Source organism: Pseudomonas sp. CFBP 8772 (assembly GCF_014841665.1).
Taxonomy (GTDB): Bacteria; Pseudomonadota; Gammaproteobacteria; order Pseudomonadales; family Pseudomonadaceae; genus Aquipseudomonas; species Aquipseudomonas graminis_B.
Map to the genome: position 1 here is coordinate 151,091 of NZ_JACYUI010000006.1, position 15,026 is coordinate 166,116.

Annotated in this window: 23 protein-coding genes; 2 read left to right on the forward strand and 21 right to left on the reverse strand. The window is 58.5% G+C overall.

The features are described from left to right. Window position 1 precedes the first annotated feature (1 nt). The 5 genes from IFT99_RS14320 to IFT99_RS14340 all read right to left on the reverse strand — a co-directional run bounded on the left by IFT99_RS14320 (window position 2) and on the right by IFT99_RS14340 (window position 4,965). A complete protein-coding gene (locus IFT99_RS14320; RefSeq protein WP_192133033.1) occupies window positions 2–886 on the reverse strand; it encodes a head maturation protease, ClpP-related in 885 nt (294 codons plus the stop codon). A gap of 2 nt (window positions 887–888) precedes the next feature. After that, complete coding sequence (locus IFT99_RS14325; protein WP_192133035.1) at window positions 889–2,319, reverse strand: phage portal protein; 1,431 nt, start codon at window positions 2,317–2,319, stop codon at window positions 889–891. Beyond that, window positions 2,319–4,001, reverse strand: a complete 1,683-nt coding sequence (locus IFT99_RS14330; protein ID WP_192133037.1) for a terminase large subunit domain-containing protein — start codon at window positions 3,999–4,001, stop codon at window positions 2,319–2,321. The genes IFT99_RS14325 and IFT99_RS14330 overlap by 1 nt, the downstream gene beginning before the upstream one ends. Further along, entirely contained in the window at window positions 4,002–4,487 is a 486-nt protein-coding gene (locus tag IFT99_RS14335) for a terminase small subunit (RefSeq protein WP_192133039.1), read from the reverse strand. Window positions 4,488–4,632: 145 nt separating this feature from the next. Next, the gene (locus IFT99_RS14340) at window positions 4,633–4,965 is read right to left on the reverse strand and encodes an HNH endonuclease signature motif containing protein (protein WP_192133041.1); all 333 of its coding nucleotides are present in this window, start codon (window positions 4,963–4,965) and stop codon (window positions 4,633–4,635) included. Between the two features lie 118 nt (window positions 4,966–5,083). On the opposite strand from IFT99_RS14340, the gene IFT99_RS14345 reads away from it, so the two are divergent. Further along, entirely contained in the window at window positions 5,084–5,413 is a 330-nt protein-coding gene (locus IFT99_RS14345; protein WP_192133043.1) for a hypothetical protein, read from the forward strand. A 48-nt stretch (window positions 5,414–5,461) separates the two neighbouring features. Here IFT99_RS14345 and lysC read toward each other — a convergent pair whose 3' ends face one another. From lysC to IFT99_RS26800, 16 genes are all read right to left on the reverse strand, one after another. Continuing rightward, window positions 5,462–5,701 carry an Rz1-like lysis system protein LysC gene (gene lysC / locus IFT99_RS26170; RefSeq protein WP_237251065.1) on the reverse strand — a complete coding sequence of 80 codons (240 nt, stop codon included), beginning with the start codon at window positions 5,699–5,701 and terminating at the stop codon, window positions 5,462–5,464. Continuing rightward, window positions 5,610–5,996 (reverse strand): hypothetical protein, encoded by a 387-nt coding sequence (locus IFT99_RS14350; RefSeq protein ID WP_192133045.1) that lies wholly within the window; start codon window positions 5,994–5,996, stop codon window positions 5,610–5,612. The genes lysC and IFT99_RS14350 overlap by 92 nt, the downstream gene beginning before the upstream one ends. Beyond that, window positions 5,993–6,322 carry a phage holin, lambda family gene (locus IFT99_RS14355; protein WP_192133047.1) on the reverse strand — a complete coding sequence of 110 codons (330 nt, stop codon included), beginning with the start codon at window positions 6,320–6,322 and terminating at the stop codon, window positions 5,993–5,995. The genes IFT99_RS14350 and IFT99_RS14355 overlap by 4 nt, the downstream gene beginning before the upstream one ends. Before the next feature lie 305 nt (window positions 6,323–6,627). After that, the gene (locus IFT99_RS14360; protein WP_192133049.1) at window positions 6,628–7,086 is read right to left on the reverse strand and encodes a DUF2158 domain-containing protein; all 459 of its coding nucleotides are present in this window, start codon (window positions 7,084–7,086) and stop codon (window positions 6,628–6,630) included. A gap of 64 nt (window positions 7,087–7,150) precedes the next feature. Beyond that, window positions 7,151–7,399 (reverse strand): hypothetical protein, encoded by a 249-nt coding sequence (locus tag IFT99_RS14365; RefSeq protein ID WP_192133051.1) that lies wholly within the window; start codon window positions 7,397–7,399, stop codon window positions 7,151–7,153. A 145-nt stretch (window positions 7,400–7,544) separates the two neighbouring features. Then, window positions 7,545–7,775, reverse strand: coding sequence for a hypothetical protein (locus tag IFT99_RS14370; protein ID WP_192133053.1), 231 nt, complete (start codon window positions 7,773–7,775; stop codon window positions 7,545–7,547). 156 nt (window positions 7,776–7,931) lie between these two features. Next, window positions 7,932–8,321 carry an antiterminator Q family protein gene (locus tag IFT99_RS14375; RefSeq protein ID WP_192133054.1) on the reverse strand — a complete coding sequence of 130 codons (390 nt, stop codon included), beginning with the start codon at window positions 8,319–8,321 and terminating at the stop codon, window positions 7,932–7,934. Then, complete coding sequence (locus tag IFT99_RS14380) at window positions 8,318–8,602, reverse strand: hypothetical protein (protein ID WP_192133056.1); 285 nt, start codon at window positions 8,600–8,602, stop codon at window positions 8,318–8,320. Before IFT99_RS14380 ends, IFT99_RS14375 begins: the two co-directional genes overlap by 4 nt. Beyond that, on the reverse strand, window positions 8,595–9,944 hold the full coding sequence (locus IFT99_RS14385; protein WP_192133058.1) for a tyrosine-type recombinase/integrase: 1,350 nt from the start codon (window positions 9,942–9,944) through the stop codon (window positions 8,595–8,597). Before IFT99_RS14385 ends, IFT99_RS14380 begins: the two co-directional genes overlap by 8 nt. Next, a complete protein-coding gene (locus IFT99_RS14390; RefSeq protein WP_192133060.1) occupies window positions 9,937–10,722 on the reverse strand; it encodes a hypothetical protein in 786 nt (261 codons plus the stop codon). The genes IFT99_RS14385 and IFT99_RS14390 overlap by 8 nt, the downstream gene beginning before the upstream one ends. Continuing rightward, window positions 10,703–11,596: a helix-turn-helix domain-containing protein gene (locus IFT99_RS14395; RefSeq protein WP_192133062.1), complete on the reverse strand. Its 894-nt coding sequence runs from the start codon at window positions 11,594–11,596 to the stop codon at window positions 10,703–10,705. Before IFT99_RS14395 ends, IFT99_RS14390 begins: the two co-directional genes overlap by 20 nt. Then, the gene (locus tag IFT99_RS14400) at window positions 11,593–12,243 is read right to left on the reverse strand and encodes a hypothetical protein (RefSeq protein WP_192133064.1); all 651 of its coding nucleotides are present in this window, start codon (window positions 12,241–12,243) and stop codon (window positions 11,593–11,595) included. The genes IFT99_RS14395 and IFT99_RS14400 overlap by 4 nt, the downstream gene beginning before the upstream one ends. Continuing rightward, a complete protein-coding gene (locus tag IFT99_RS14405; protein WP_192133066.1) occupies window positions 12,240–12,974 on the reverse strand; it encodes a Rha family transcriptional regulator in 735 nt (244 codons plus the stop codon). The genes IFT99_RS14400 and IFT99_RS14405 overlap by 4 nt, the downstream gene beginning before the upstream one ends. Then, on the reverse strand, window positions 12,971–13,264 hold the full coding sequence (locus IFT99_RS14410; RefSeq protein ID WP_192133068.1) for a hypothetical protein: 294 nt from the start codon (window positions 13,262–13,264) through the stop codon (window positions 12,971–12,973). Before IFT99_RS14410 ends, IFT99_RS14405 begins: the two co-directional genes overlap by 4 nt. Then, window positions 13,261–13,590: a hypothetical protein gene (locus tag IFT99_RS14415; RefSeq protein WP_192133070.1), complete on the reverse strand. Its 330-nt coding sequence runs from the start codon at window positions 13,588–13,590 to the stop codon at window positions 13,261–13,263. Before IFT99_RS14415 ends, IFT99_RS14410 begins: the two co-directional genes overlap by 4 nt. Before the next feature lie 136 nt (window positions 13,591–13,726). Beyond that, window positions 13,727–14,056 (reverse strand): helix-turn-helix domain-containing protein, encoded by a 330-nt coding sequence (locus tag IFT99_RS26800; protein ID WP_192133072.1) that lies wholly within the window; start codon window positions 14,054–14,056, stop codon window positions 13,727–13,729. Between the two features lie 105 nt (window positions 14,057–14,161). Between IFT99_RS26800 and IFT99_RS14425 the strand changes: the two genes are divergently transcribed. Then, entirely contained in the window at window positions 14,162–14,866 is a 705-nt protein-coding gene (locus tag IFT99_RS14425) for a LexA family protein (protein ID WP_192133073.1), read from the forward strand. Window positions 14,867–15,026: the final 160 nt, after the last annotated feature.

Genomic DNA, 15,026 nt, shown 5'->3' on the forward strand with positions numbered 1-15,026 from the left:
GTCAAACTCCGGGTACGGTAGAGGCTGCCGACTTGAAAGAGGCCAGTGCCCTTTCGAAATCAGCGATTACGGAGGCCGAAACGGCCGGGGATTCGGTAGCGCTCGGCGTACCAGGGCCGGCAGCGCTGGGCGTGCCGGTTTTGAGCTCTTGAATCATTGCGCGGCGCTCGGAACGGGGCATGCCCTGCTTCGCGAGGATCACATCGAGGCGGCGAGCGGCGATCTGCTGCGGCGTAGATGCCTTGGTGCCTTCCTTCAGCTCGGCACTGTCGAGCAGCGAGTCGGCAAAGCCCTGATCGACAGCGTCACCGCCACTGATCCAGCTCTCGGCATCCATCAGCGTCTGCATGGCGGCGACTTCGTCACCGGTGCGAGCTGCGTAGATGTTCGCCATCGCTTTATCGAAAGGCTCCAGCGTGTCGGCCATTTCTCGCAGGCCGATGCGGTTACCCGCCACGCCAACCCAGCAGTTGTGGATCATGAGGAAGGCGCCGAGGCCCATGCGGACCTCGTCCCCTGCCATGGCAATGACTGACGCAGCCGAGGCGGCGAGGCCGAGGATCTTGACGGTCACCTTGCCTTTGTATTCGCGCAGGATGTTGTAGATCGCCAGGCCTTCGAACATGTCGCCACCAGGCGAATTGATGTTCACCGTGACGTCGGCGCCTGCCAGGTTGCGCAGCACCGCGCTGACCCGCTTCGCGGTAACGCCGTCACCCGTCCAGTAGTCGTAGCCGATCGGGTCGAACATGGAGATGGTGTTCTCGTCGTCGGCCGCGGCGCGGATGTCCGGGTTCCAGCGCTCGAGCGCAATCGGCAGCAGATCCGAGGAAGCGCTCGCGCGCGGTCGCTCCGCCGGCGCTGCTGGCAGGGTTCTGATCGTCATGGTTACTCCGCTGGTTCGGTGATGCTGAGGCGTGAAATCGAGATAAGGGCGTGAGCCATGGTCGAGGCGTCTGGATCCCCGCCATCAAGCGCGGAGCAAATGTCCTGGAGCAATTCGCGGGTTGCCTCGCGGTTGCCGTCCTTGTGCGCGTGGAGCGCCTTGGACATGAAGCGGTTGAACTTGGCCGAGATATCCTCGCCCTGCTCCAGGCTCTCCAGCGCGACCATCGCCGACTGAACGGTGTAGATGTCGCCACCAGGAATCGGCGGCAGGTTTTCCAAACGGCGGACCTCGTTGCGGGACATCCAGCCATTCATCAGCGCGGTGTTGTACCAGGCGCCACGGCCAGCACTGTCGGCACGCAGCAAGCCTTCCACTGCGAACTCGGCGAAGAACTCTTCGGCATCCGCCTCGCCGATCAGGCAGCGGGTGATTTCCTGCTCAATGTTGACCAGCAGCGGCCGCAGGCTGTTGGTGAGGAAGTGCAGGTTCTGCGCCTCGACACTGGCCGCCCAGCTCGACTGCTTGTCCATGTGGCCGACCATGAACGGCGGCACGCGGAACCAGCGGCAGATCTCCTCTACGTTGAATGCCCGGGTTTCCAGCATCTGCGCTGCTTCCGGGTTCATCGTGACGCTTTGGTACTTGAGGCCAGCTTCCAGCACCATCGTCTTGCCGGCGTTCTTCGAGCTGCTGAACGCTGCCAGGCTTTTCTTCAACTGCTCACGTTGCTTCGGTGTCAGCGTGCCGGAGCCCTGCGCTGCGCCGCCTTCGACTGTCAGGAAGCCCGAGGCTTGCAGGCCGTTGGCAAATACCTTGGCGGCCGCCTCTTCTGATGACAGCGCGGTGCCGATGACGTCACGGCCCGTGGTCACCGGAAGCATCCCGCACACACCGTCCAGGCCAAAGCCGCGGATGTGCATCAGGTTCTTTTCCGGGATGTCCCGGTCGTTGCCGTTTTCGGTGTAGGTGTACTTCAAGCGGCCATTGTCCAGGCGCTTGACCGTCATGCACTGCGGCAAAAGCGGGTCGAGGGCAACGATCCGGGTGCCGATGAACTTCTTCTCGGCGAAAGCGTTACCGCGTAGGCAGATGCTGGCCACAACCTGCAGCATGAAACGCTGCGGGGTCATTTCGGCATTTGGGGAGCGGCACAGCACCCTGAAGAGTGGATGATCCCGGGCGGATTCACGCGACCCGTCCGGCATCCGCCGGTAGAGCTTCAAGGGCAGCGTCGAAACGGACTCCGACAACAGACGAACGCATGCCCAGACGGTGGAAAGCCGTACCGCGCCGTCGACCGTGACGTGCTTGCCGCTGTTGGAGGTGCCAAACCACTCCTGCCAAAAAGCCTCACTGGTAAGCCCAACAGGAACACCCAGCCAGCTCTGTAGCGCGGAGCGAATGAGCCCCGGTTTGTTTTTGCTCGCCATTAGAGCCCTGCCATTATTGGGTCATCAAAGAAATCGTCGACGTTGCCCCGCGCGACGGGGTTGAGCGACAACAGGGCTACGGCGTTGAAGAACGCCATCAACGGGTCGATCTTCGCCGTCCCCGACGCTTGTTTCGTGATCAGGATCGAGTTTCCGGCCGGAACGACCTTCGCGTTACCGCAGCACCAGGACATCATCGGCTGACCGCCGTGGACCATCCCGCCCTCTGCCAGCTTGCGTTCGGCAGTCTTGATTGAACCGCCCAGCTTCCAGCCCTGCGAAATGCCAATCACCTTGTCCTGCGGAATCTCGGCCTCGATCAGGCCGTCAAGGATTCCGCCTACGCCTGCCGGGTCGACGCCGATCATGTCGAGCTTCCCGGACGCGTAGATTTCGGCCACCAACTCGGCCACCTCGGCAACGTCCTTGCCGATGTACTCCACCAGCGTCAGGTTGCCGTCTTTGGCAAAGTCATGCAGGCGCGGGGCCTCGCTCTTGCGGCGCTCCAGCACCGAGGGGTGGGCCCAGGCATGGGTCCATAGAAGCCAATTGCGCGATTCAGTCTCGCGGCCCAGCACTGCGAACCCCAGCAGGTCGTCAAGACCGCCGCCGTCGATCCCGACGTCGATGACTTCGCAACGGGTGATGAGCTGGGCGAGCGTTAGGTTCTTTGCCTTGGCCTGCGCCTGCCAGAACTCAGCACCCGCCCACCGGTTGGCGCGCAGGTTCATACCGATTTCGACGTTCAGGTGCTTGGCGAGGAACTTGCGCTGCGCGCCTGGCTCTTTCTTCGCCTCCTTGACCATCTGGTCTTCCAGCCATTCCCGGCTGACCGACCGCCCCATGTTCGGGTTGGTGATGTAGAAGTTTTCAGGCTTCAGGTATTCCTCAGACTCCACCATCGCCTTCGGAAATTCGTACAGCACGCCCAGCGACTTCTTGTCCTGGATCTTGCCGTCCCGAACGTCGCGGTAGTAATCGAGCTTTTCCTTGAAAACCCCCGCCGGCGGCTCGTCGCTCTGGGTCGAAAGGAAAATCACAAAACCTTCATCCCGCGAGATCTGGCCGCCGGTGGCTTCCATCAGCATCGCGTCAGCATTCGGGCGCTTGCCGAACACCCAGAGTTCGTCGACCAGGATCTTGCCGGACTTCTTACCGGACACCGTGTCCGAATCGGCAGCGACCACCTTCAAGGCGGCCTTGGTAGTGAGGTGCGTGATGGTCCGAATGTGATCCTGGACGTGCAGCATCTTTTCCAGACGAGGGTTGGCCCGGACCATCGCAGCAGCGGGCTTGTAACTGTTCTGAGCGACCTCGATGGTAGGCGCGAGAATCAACAGTTCTTCGTTGTCGCGCCAATTGCGCACCAGGGCGGTGACCATGATCCCGGCGGCGATCGTTGACTTGGCGTTCTTCTTGCTGATCAGCAGGAAATACTCGCGGATCTTTTGGTTGCCAGTGTCGGAGTCGTAAGCGCCGAAGATGGCCGCCACGAAATCAAACACCCACTGCTCGCAGCACTGGCCGAAGGTCGGTTGGCCTGGTACATCGACAACCTTGAGCGACTTGAACAGCTCAAGCGCGGCATCGGCCTCAGAACGGAACAGCGGCGGAAACGGAATCAGCGACTGGCGAGAGAGAATCCGGCGCTCCCAGTCTGGGCACGCGGTTGACCACTCCACCTACTTCACCGATCGAAGCGGTGGCTTGCTCGTCCCGTACATGCCGGCCGCCGCCTCTTCCGCTGCGTTCTGCCTGTCTTCTTTCTTGCCCGACTCGCCTTTGCGCTGGTGCATGAACGGCATGAGCGCTTTCGCAGCGTCGACCCTGAGCTTTGCCTCGGCTTCCGGGTCGTTCATCGCGGCAATCAGGAACGCCTTGGGGTCGGTAAAGGTCAGGGCACGGGCCAGGTCGAATGTCGGGCCTGAGTCCTCATCGTCCGCCTCAGGCTCGACCAATTTGGGCGCCTTGGCCTTCGGCTGAGCTTTAACATTTTTGTTAACGGGCCCGCTTGCCAGCTCGGCCAAAACGTGAGGGTCTTTTGCAAGCCGTGATCCGGCGGCCGATGCGCTGGAAGCGCTATAGCCTGCGGCTATCGCTGCTTCTTTGTTGGACGCACCTCCCCTCAAAGCGTCGGCGAATGCGCGCTTTTTGGGTGTTAAAGCCATTAACAAAAAACCTCAAAACAGGAAAAAAACTCTGAATGCGGGACCGGGTGGTCTAGAGCGCCAAGGCTCCGAACTTTCGAGGCACCCCTGCCCTTGTTGCACGTCACTGGCGTGCCGGAATCGACCAGCACGGGGAGTTGGCCTGCTACAGCCTTCCGGCTTCCTCGCGCTGCTTCACGGACGAGTGACAGTACGTGCAGAGCGGCTGCCAGTTGGCGCGATCCCAGAACAGCGTCATGTCACCCCGGTGCGGCTGGATGTGGTCGACCAGCGCCGTCGCTGTCACTCGACCCAATGCGTCACACATCACACACAGCGGGTTGGCAAGGATGAAAGCCTTGCTCGCCTTCTGCCATGCATAGGTGTATCCACGCTGGCCTGATGTGGCCTTGTCGTTGCGCCACGACCCGGGCTGAGCAACAGGAATCTTGCTCGCCTGCGTGCCTACTCGATTGCCAAGCGTCTGAAGGCGAGTCATAGGGAATGGTCGGCGCTAGGGTGTCGAGACCTGCCAAGCTGCTTGAACGGCATATATCACCCTTGTGTCTGAGTCTGCTTACCGGTATTGGTGTTGGACCCAAACCGAGGCTACTGAAATGGATTTTGAAACAGCGAATATCGACATTTATCAAGGCATTGACGAGGACGTTCGCTTGACTGGAGTGGCCTTCCACTTCAATCCAGGAGAGCGGTCGTTATATACCGGCGCCGATGGTACCCAGGGTGCGGTTCAAAGAGCTGGTTGGCTTGGCATCAAAACCGAGCCGTACAAAGGCTGGCATTCCGCACACGTCATATCGATCACTGGGGAGCGAGGAAGCGACCTTGTGTTCGAAGTGACGCGAAATTTCCACAACCCGATAGAAGAAGATGGTTGGCTCTGGTTTCCCGCACTCCCACAAGGGGTGGAACCTCTCACACGCTGACAAAGCTGATGCACTACGGAACGGGCTCATCTGCTTTCGTGGCACCTGTTACTTGCTTTGACTGCGGACAATCTGCGCATCGACCTGGTCAGCGCATGTGTCGAGCAGCTTGATGGCCTGATCTTTCAGCTCCCACACATCGCCGTTGTCACGCAGATCGGTATCGTCTGCGTTGACGCGCTCGCATGGAATCAGCTCAGGGGCTTCCAGCCTTATTGCCGTGGTCTTTGTTACCACTTGCGGCTTTGCCGCGCAGGCCGTCAGGCAAAGGCTGAGCAGCCCAATCACGAACAGGTTTGCTGTTGCGCTTGAGGTCATCGAATTCCTTCCTCGCCTTCTTGGCTTTGTCCTCGCTGGCCTTGATGCGTTTATTCAGGTCGGCGGTGTAGTCAGCGTTGCGTTGCGCTTCAGCGCGAAGCGTTGTGATGGTGGCGAGGCTTTCGAGGTTTGCGGCCAGAGCGTCTGTCTTGGCTTTGGTCTCGACGGACATCTCACCCCGCAGCGCAACAACACGGTACTGCTGCAGCCCGATGAGGAGGATGGCTACCAGAACGATGATGAATGCCGTTGCGAATGCTTTCATGCTGAGTCCGCTTTGCGACCGAGAAACCTGATGATCAACTCGCGAATCGCTGTCACACCGATGAACCCGATGGCGCCTCCGGCTGCAACTGAAAGGCTCGACGGCCAGGCCATCCACTCAATGACGCTGCTGGCTGACAGGCTCAAGGCCCCGCAGATTAGCGCCTCAAGTACGACACGCCATTTATTGGCCTCCTTGCCTTCGTAGAGCACGCGCAATAGGGAAATGGTTGCGGCCATAACCGCTCCTTGCCACAGAGGGTCGCTCAGTTTCAGTCGAAGCCATTCCCAGGCCTGCGCCCAGAGGTCAGGATCTTTATCTAGCATGACGGCGCCCGACTGCCCCCCAATTTGGGGAGCGGAAATGAATCAGCCCCACAGCACTCCCAGCTCGGAGCGATGGGTGTGGAGGGGCTGAAAACGAGAAAGCCCCGGCATATGCCGAGGCTCGATGTTTAATGCGTGTCTTTCCACGCCTGTCCGCCGAAGCCGCCCGTGTTGCAAACTTGGAGCCGAGCTCGTCAATTGCCAATGTCCTTTCGAAACAGGTGACTGCCCGGCACCACGCAGTCCAGGCCCTCCCTGTACGGCCTCTTGGGCAGTGCATGACAACTGCGGGGTTGCTATCGGTATCAGACAGGCTTGAGGACGCTTAGCTGAAAACGCTTCTTCATGGTCTTCGCCCCTACCTCCCACTTACAAGCAGCTAGATCGTCACGAACCGAGCCCCCTACTCTCTTCACGCCTTGAGTCGCGCTGCCCACGAACCCTCCACCAACATGCATGGGTCCGCATGCTTCAATGAGCATTTTCGGACCTCCCGAAGCAAGCTGCACAATTTGCCCTTCAAAAAATTCATGATGCTGAGCAGGAAGAACTAAACTGAGATCAGAGACAGAGACCCTTTTCTGCTCATGTTTTTTTGCTGCAAACCATTCACAAACCACCAAATCGTCTCTCAGGGTGCCGCGATGGACAGTGCCAACTCCGACAAAACTGCCCACTTCGATCGGCCCTGAATTAGTGATTGTCATGTCGTGATCACCAATACGAGACCTAACAACGTCACCAACGCTAAATTTAGTACTCATGCAACACTCCATCCTTGATATTTGGCTTATTCCGAACTACTGAGCCCTGGCCTGAATTCGGAGCTCAGAGGGTCTCAAAATCGACAACCAAAGTGTTGAATTGATTCGGGACGCTGACGTTGAACCTTAGCGATGGGTGACGCACTGCTAACTCACGCATCAGCCAATCGCATAACTCGACACGATCCATTACAGAATCATCCCCGAGGGATATCAGGAATCGAGGCTCAACGCTGGATTGCTTCTGAAATGCCTGATCAACGTGCTTATCCACAGCTTCGAGCAATCGATCCCGCGCTTGTTCGTCAATCATCGGCTTACGGCTCCTTTCAATGAGAACGCAACGTGCGTTAATCGCATGTCCAGTGCAAAGACAGTGGGTGGAAGGTGAAGGGCTCCACCATTTACCGCTTTCAAAAGATCTGCGCACCTTCCAGAACAAAACCACACTCAACCTATCAGCGGCCCGGACCACCATCGTTCGATGCGGGACGTGCTGGTTTCGTTGGATCTTTGGCTTTATCGGGAACCAAGGGATTAGGCCGCGCCCGAGGGGGCAGGCGATGCGCTTCTCGGTTTGCGTGGTCCCAGGTGACATATGGCCCATCGACAAGGTTGTTGTTCTCGTCATAAATGTTCCAGTTGCCATCCTCTCCTTGAGTAATTTTATAACCGTGGTTATTGGGCACAAGCTGCTCCTTTTGCGATGTGAGGGCCTAATAAACACCAAATACCATGAATAAGAAAGCCCGGCGCATTGGCCGGGCTTTTGAGTTGGGTGTCGCGCTGAATGCGTTGAACACCGTGCCATGAAAACAGGTGTTTATCCGCGAGGAAAGAACTTTCTACGCCGCCTCTCGAACCTGCTCGATGGCGCAGTCTATCCACGCTACGCCGGCCTTGATGATCTCCCTGGCCTTGGCCTCCCCCATCTTTGTTTCCCTCCCGATCCGTAACGCCGGGTACTTCATGCCGAAATACATCCAGACGAAGCCGCCCATCTGTGGATCGCGCTTGGTCAGCTTGGCCACCGCGCTGTCGACAACCAGAGCGACGTCGTCGGTGATGACAAATTCCGCCGTACCACCCTCCCCTACCGTGTTGTCACGAATGAGCGCATACAGCGGTGACACATAGCGCGGAACGCCCATCCCGGACATCCGCCACCATCCCCATTGCTCGAGTAGGTATTCGGTATCGCCGAGCGGCTTGCCCAGGTACGTACGCTTCTTCATGCCGCTTTCCTCGGATTTGGTTGATTCAGCCCGAACAGCTCCCGCAGTAGCTGATCAGCGACCTTGTTCTTTGCGTGCCCTTCGGTGATCCATCGGCGGGCGTAGTCTTGGAAGGCGAGGCTCCCGCGGTGATTGCCCCAGTCAGCGACTAGGTCCATCAGAGCAGCGGCCCCGATCCGGCCGTGGGGCTTGTCGAGCAGCAGGCGGTTGCCTTGCTTCAGAAAATCCCGCTCGCCAGAGGTCAGGATCTTGCGTGGTAATGCTGCAGTTACTTCACTCATGGCCGTCTCCTGGTTGGGCTTGGGCGGCGCCTTTTTCAATATGGCTCCTCCCTTGGGATGGATGCTGATTTGGGCTGAAAGCCCCGGATTCAAAGGGATGCACGCGTGTGCATATCGCTGGCTGTCCCGCATATGTCCCACCGTGAAGCGGGGCGAAGCCTTGGCTGTCGAGGTGCTGATGCCATGCCTCCAGCGCCTTGCGTTTCATGCCTTCGGCGGTGGTGTGGATGTAGGTCGCGTCCAGATCCTTCATCGCGTGGTTGAGCAGCATTTCGCCGACCATGTAATCGACGCCCAGATCGGCCCAAGCGGTGCGTGCGACCTTGCGCAGGTCGTGGCTCGACCATTCACCCTTGCTCACGCTGGTGAACACCGTGCACGCCTTGCTGGCACTCAGTGCCGACCCGTTGCTGCCGGGAAACAGGAAAGGCCCGCTGTAGCCGGTCGAGTGCTGTTGGGCACGGTATCGCTGTAGGAGCGCGCAGGCCTGCTCTGTCAGCGGCAGGGTGTGCTCGGCCTTGGTCTTCGTGTCGCCCGCCGGGATGAACCACTGCCGGGTCACGAAGTTGAGGTTCTTCCAGCGGGCCAGCCGGGTTTCCCCGAGCCGCGTGCCGTGACAAAGCATCATCAGCGGCAGCATGGCCTGCACCGGCACAGCGTCGAACTGCTCAGCGAATGTCTGTAGGAGCGGAGGAAGGTCATCACCACGCAACCGCGCGGCCTTGGGCCTGATCCGGGTTCGGACGAAGTCGGTGAACTTCAGATCGGCCATCGGGTTGACGTCGAGCAGCTTCAACCGCGCGGCTTGCCTAAACGCTGCCGCCAGCACGCCGTAAACCGAGCGCACGAACGACAGCGCGTATTTCTCCTGCATGGGCCACATCAGCAGGCGGTCGAGCGAGGACCGACTGAGCCCGGCCAGCTCCAACTCTTGAAGGCGCGGCACCAGGTGACAGCGCAGCGCCGACTGGGCACTGGCCTTGCGCTTGGCCGACAAGCCACGGTCCCGCGTCATCCGGTCGGTGTACCAAGTCAGCACGTCGCCGACGGTGCGCCAGCTGGTGGTGGTCGACGCCGCGGTCGAGTCAACCGCACGGCGCGCGAGGATGTCCGGCAGCGTGGCCTGCATCAGCTTGGCGTTGATACCGGGATAACTGCCAGCCTTGCCCCACTTACCGCCAACCACGACGTGCCAGGAGCCCTTGCTGCGATCGACGGTCGAATATCGGAAGCGCAGCTGCGGATAGCGAGGATCGCGTAGCTGACGAGCACTGGTGGCTGCCTGCTTGCGGATCTCGGTGTCGGTGATGGACACATGAACGGTCCGGCTCTGATTATTCATCACCACGCTCCTGCCGCAACCGGTCGGCCTTGTCGATATGCTGGTTAACGCGCTCGAGGTGGCTGTCACGCTCGGCTCTCAGAGTGCGAAGCCGGTCAGCCTCGCGCTCCGCGGACCGCTCCCTCATCTCATCGCGGATTTGCCGCAAGCGGTCCCTCACTTTGGGCGATGGCGACGCAGCCTTTCCTGTGAGCAGCCCGGCTATCGCACGCCCGTCTTCGCTGATGGCTGGTTGTCCAAGACCTTCGAGCGCAAGATTTGCAGCCATCGGCTCAAGGCGCTTCATCAGTACCGCCTGTTGAATTGCGGCTACGCGGCGCTGTGGATCAAAGCCTGCGGAAATACTCCACCGCGCTGGCTCGCCTTTCTGCCGTGCTTCGGCTATCAGACGATCGTAAGAAGACATGAACGCCATGCGAGCACCGACTTTGTCGCCCACTGTCAGAATTGGCTGTGCCGCCGACATCGCCAGGCGAATTTCCTCGGTCATCACAACAGTGTCGGTCTCGTCGCTTGATGCCAGCCCGATGGACCAAGCTTCGTCCCGGCCAGGGCGCCCATCCGCCGACTGTAGCCGCTGGATGATTGCTGCCAGCGTCAACCGTCCATTCAGCTCGCGGCGGCAGAGCTGCAGCGCGTCAACCAGCGCAGACACCGAGTACTGCTCCAGATCGTCGGCCATAGTCTTGGCGGTGTTTGGGCTCAAAGTGGTGCCAAGCGCCTCTGCGGTCACGCAGAGAGCCTCGACCAGAGCGACTTTATCGGCGGAGGAAAGCATTACCCTGCCCTCCTTCCAGAATCATCGCTTTGGCCTGTTCGGCGGCGTTGAGATTGGCCTGGGTGTTTTCCATCTGCCGAGCCGTAACCCCATTCACCTGCGTGTTGGTTGCCCACTGCGTTCGGTAGGCTTCCGCCTTTGCCAGCAGCGATCCAAGGTCATGACAGCTCCGGATTAAGTAGCTGTCATTGATCGTTACGTAGTACGCCGCGACATGAGGCGCCTCAACGCTGCCCAGCCGCTTGAGCAGATCGTTCACCTGCGTGTTGATCTTGGCATTGCGCACCGGCTCAGTCCGGTACCGCGCAAAGTAAGCCGTCGAGTAGGAGGACCAGATCATGCGGCAAGCTTCTTGCCGCTCAGCATCGGCCAGCTCCGCCTTCGGTCTTTTCGCCGATTTGTTCGAGACGGCGGCCTTCGTCGGGGGGGCCGAAAGGTCGCCGCAAGGCTTTTCAGTTTTACTTCCTGTTTTATCTTCCTGGTTATATTCCTGTTTTATAGGTCTGTGTGACCCTACCCCCAGGTCACTGTGACCTAACCCCTCGGGTCTGTGTGAACCCACGGTGGGTTCATCCTGAACCGGGTAGGTTCTGTGTGACCCTACCCCCCTTTCAAGGCAAAGCCGGTACTGATTCGGCAGCTTCACCGCATTGAATGCTCGGTTTTCGATGACCAGATAACCGTCCTCCTCCAGCTGCTGGATAGCACGCTTCACAGTCGAGGCGCTCATACCGCAGTCATCTGCCAGACGCCGATGCGAGGGGTCACAGCGGCCGGTGTCGTGGTTGGTTCTGTTGGCCAACATCAGAAGCACGAACTTCTCCCGAGTAGGCAACTTCTGCTCGACCGCCCACGCCATGGCTTGGAAGCTCATTGCAGGGTCTCCCCGGCAGGCCGGTAGGAGCGAGTGACAATTTCCCTCCTGCTTTCGATGCTGCCACCTGACATGCGCCGTACGAGCAGACGCAGAGCCGTCAGCGAGTTCTTCATGGGGATAATGCAGTCGCGGAAATCCTGTGGGTTCATCTCGTGATCCGCCCCGAGAACAGCAGCCTGGGCGACGTCGGTACCGTTGAATGCCATACAGGCGAGCGTTAAGTCGTCAAACGCATCGAAGTAATCGACGTCCAGGAGCACACGGCGCTCAGTTGGCTCAGGCAGAGCCCGAGCTGCTGGCTGTTGAATATCGGTAGCCTTGGTCGTGCCGCAGGTGATACCTAGCGCGATTTGAAGCCGGCGCGTCTGCTCTTCCTGGATGCTGCGGGGCTCCACACCAATAATCCGCCGAGCCAGCACCCTGGCGCAGATCTGGCCTTCTAAAGCGCTGCAGTACGCTTCCTGCTGGTTTGAATCCCAGTGATCCCGCGAGCCTTCTTCGTCAGGGTTGCCAACTATCTCGACGGTGCTGTCGAGAAGATTCCAGATCCGGTAAGCCAACTGCTCGTTGGTGAGCAGGCTCATCATCTCGTCGTTGATGTGCACAGTCTCAGCCAGAGCTGGAAGATCGATTTCTTTACTCACTGGGACACCTGCTGGACCAGTCGAAACCGGCCCTCAAAATATGGGTTGGTAGCCTGGGTGGCGGTGACCATCTGGGATTCGGAAACAAACCGGTTGAACGCGGCCAGCACGTCGGTCTTGTGCCACACCACGTATTGGCTGCCTTTCGCCTCCTCGTGTCCGTTACGGACCATCCCTGCTTGCTTGGGCATGTGCGGCCACTGCTGGAGCACGAACGTCACCGTGAGCCCCGACAAACCGAAACGTTTGTTCATGCTTTGCTTGATGCGCCCCAGCGGCACGCAGTTCTGCGGGCAGTGATCCCACGCGCGTTGCTCGGCGATAACCTCGACCCTCCGCTCGATACGCTTCAGCGCGACTTGCTGTTCACGCTGTTGACGCTCAACCTCAACCAGTTGGTTGGCGTTTGCCGCCGTGATCTCGGCTTGAGTCATTGGGCGACCGGCCTTACCTTCCAGCTCTTGCCAGCGATCGACTAGCGCGGCGGTGAACTCAGGACACAGCTGCGCTACCACTACGAAGCTGTCGCGCTTTATCACCTGATATACGGACTCAGTGCGCGGGCGCCCGATTGAGTCAGTGGTCTGTCCGTCCACCAATGGTGGTTGGACGATCACGCGCTTTTCCACAAGCCGTTCGATGGTGCGCTTCACACTGTCGTGACGGGAGCCAACCAGATCCGCAATCTCCAGTGACGACATGGTTAGTGCGGTGGTGGTGATCAGATTCACGCCGCACCTCCGGCGCCACGATTTGGCATGTCGGGGTTTTGTGGCGCGGATTCACTTCGCGCGATCTTCCCGAACATCTCGATGGCAGACTCGGTGCCGGGGACACCTGTGTCTCCCAAATAGGTTGCGAGCTGCGCCAACTCCGCTACATCGCGGCCTGAGTTGTGCTCAACGTCCCGCGAAATAGCCCGGGCGAGAGCCGAAAACCAATCCAGTAGGTTCTTCGCCGCGAGCATCTGGAACTCGGCTTCTTCTGCAAGCCGTTTGAGGTTTGGAATGGGACTGTTCATTGCGCAACCCCGCCCGCTTTTGGAGTCATGCCGCGCTGAACCGACCAAACAAGGGCTGAAACTGCTTCGGCGACGAACGCCAAGGTTTTCATGCCGTCGCAATAAGCCATTTCGCCCATGTTGAGCGAGTCATGCATGTGGTCGCAGATCTGGCCGAGACCGGAAGAAAGAGTCTTGGCTGTTTGCAGCGCGTCCTCTACGTTGACCCCGGCGGTGACGCTAAAGACTTTCAGGCCCCGATTGTCGATTGGTGTATCGCCGAAATCAGCTTCTACTGTGAGAGGCTGTTGCGTTACATCAGGGGTTTTGCTACTTTCTGATCTCATTTTGACTTTCTCAGGGCAAAGTGAATCCGCAGAACCCGTTGGCGCGGGAACTGACTAAGACGCTCGACTAAGGTCGGGCTTTTTTGTGTCCGTTCGAAAAACTAACCGGACCTCAAAATAAGGGTTTCACAGGCGTTCATGGAGTTGCCTGCGTTGTACTGGATGGGTGAACAGGGGAAACGCCTACCTGTTGGTGGCGGCGCTGTACGGTTATCTTTTGCTCCAAGGTCGGCGAGCCCCTCGCGTCAGACCCAGGCTTGACTGTTTCATCAGGAAATACGTCCTCCAATGAGCAGCAGGTCGACAACGAATTGAGAGCGCTGACAATCTCCCGGGCTTCAGATAGTCCAGGAGTTCTTTTTCCTGCTTCGTAGTTCGCCAGCCGCGATTGCTTCCATCCAAGCGCTCTGTACAGCATTGCTTGGCTGATACCGGCACCTTCACGAATTGGTCGAATTCGATTCATTGCAAATTTCCTGTTGGTCCTTCACAAAGGATGAACACGTATCGTGTTTAAGTCAAACACAAATAGTGAAAGAACAGGTGCGCAAATCGTGATTAATATTCTTCTATGAAAAAGACGATAGGTTCACGCATTGCCTTCTATCGAAGGCTTAGAAAGATGTCTCAGGCGCAACTCGCTGAAGCCTGCGGTTGGGCGTCGCAATCACGCATTGGAAATTACGAGAGAGACACGCGGGAGCCGTCCGTTGACGATGTGATGGCCATGGCTGGGGTTCTAAAGATTAGCCCCGCTGTACTTTTAGGCTTTGACAGTGATTACACGTCTTTGACAGCGGTACACGGTAGGGATATTCGTACAGAATTCGACTCGAACGTCGAGGTTGCGCTGCAGCCGACTAGGTCTTTTTTGTACCCTGAGATCAGTTGGGTCCAGGCAGGTTCGGCCATGGAAGCGGTGGATTTGTCGAATGTCGCTGCGGCGCCCAGACATTCGTCTGACGTATGGGCTGGAGAAAATGGTTTTTGGTTGCGAGTGGTTGGGGCCTCTATGACGAATCCCGCTGGCGCAAACTCGTTCCCGGAAGGTTCGCTGATTCTAGTCGCCCCGGATATCGAGCCGCGCCACGGTCAGTACGTCGTGGCACGAATGATCGACTCTAACGAGGCCACTTTTAAGCAGCTTGTCAGTGACGCAGGCGACCTCTACCTAAAGCCTCTAAACCCGCTTTTCCCAATGAAGGCGGTTGACAATACCTGGGAAATCGTAGGCACCGTCGTAGACGGGAAAATGCCTAAATCGATTTTTCTGTAGTGTCAAAAATGTCCTCAAGCCGCCTACGGGCGGTTTTTTTGTGCCTGCCTTTTGGGTTTTTCGTCCGGCGGCGAGTTTCTTATCCTTTAAACCAAAGAAAAAAACACGAAATGTGATTGACTTGAAAATCACGATACGTGATTATTTCAACGCCCCAACA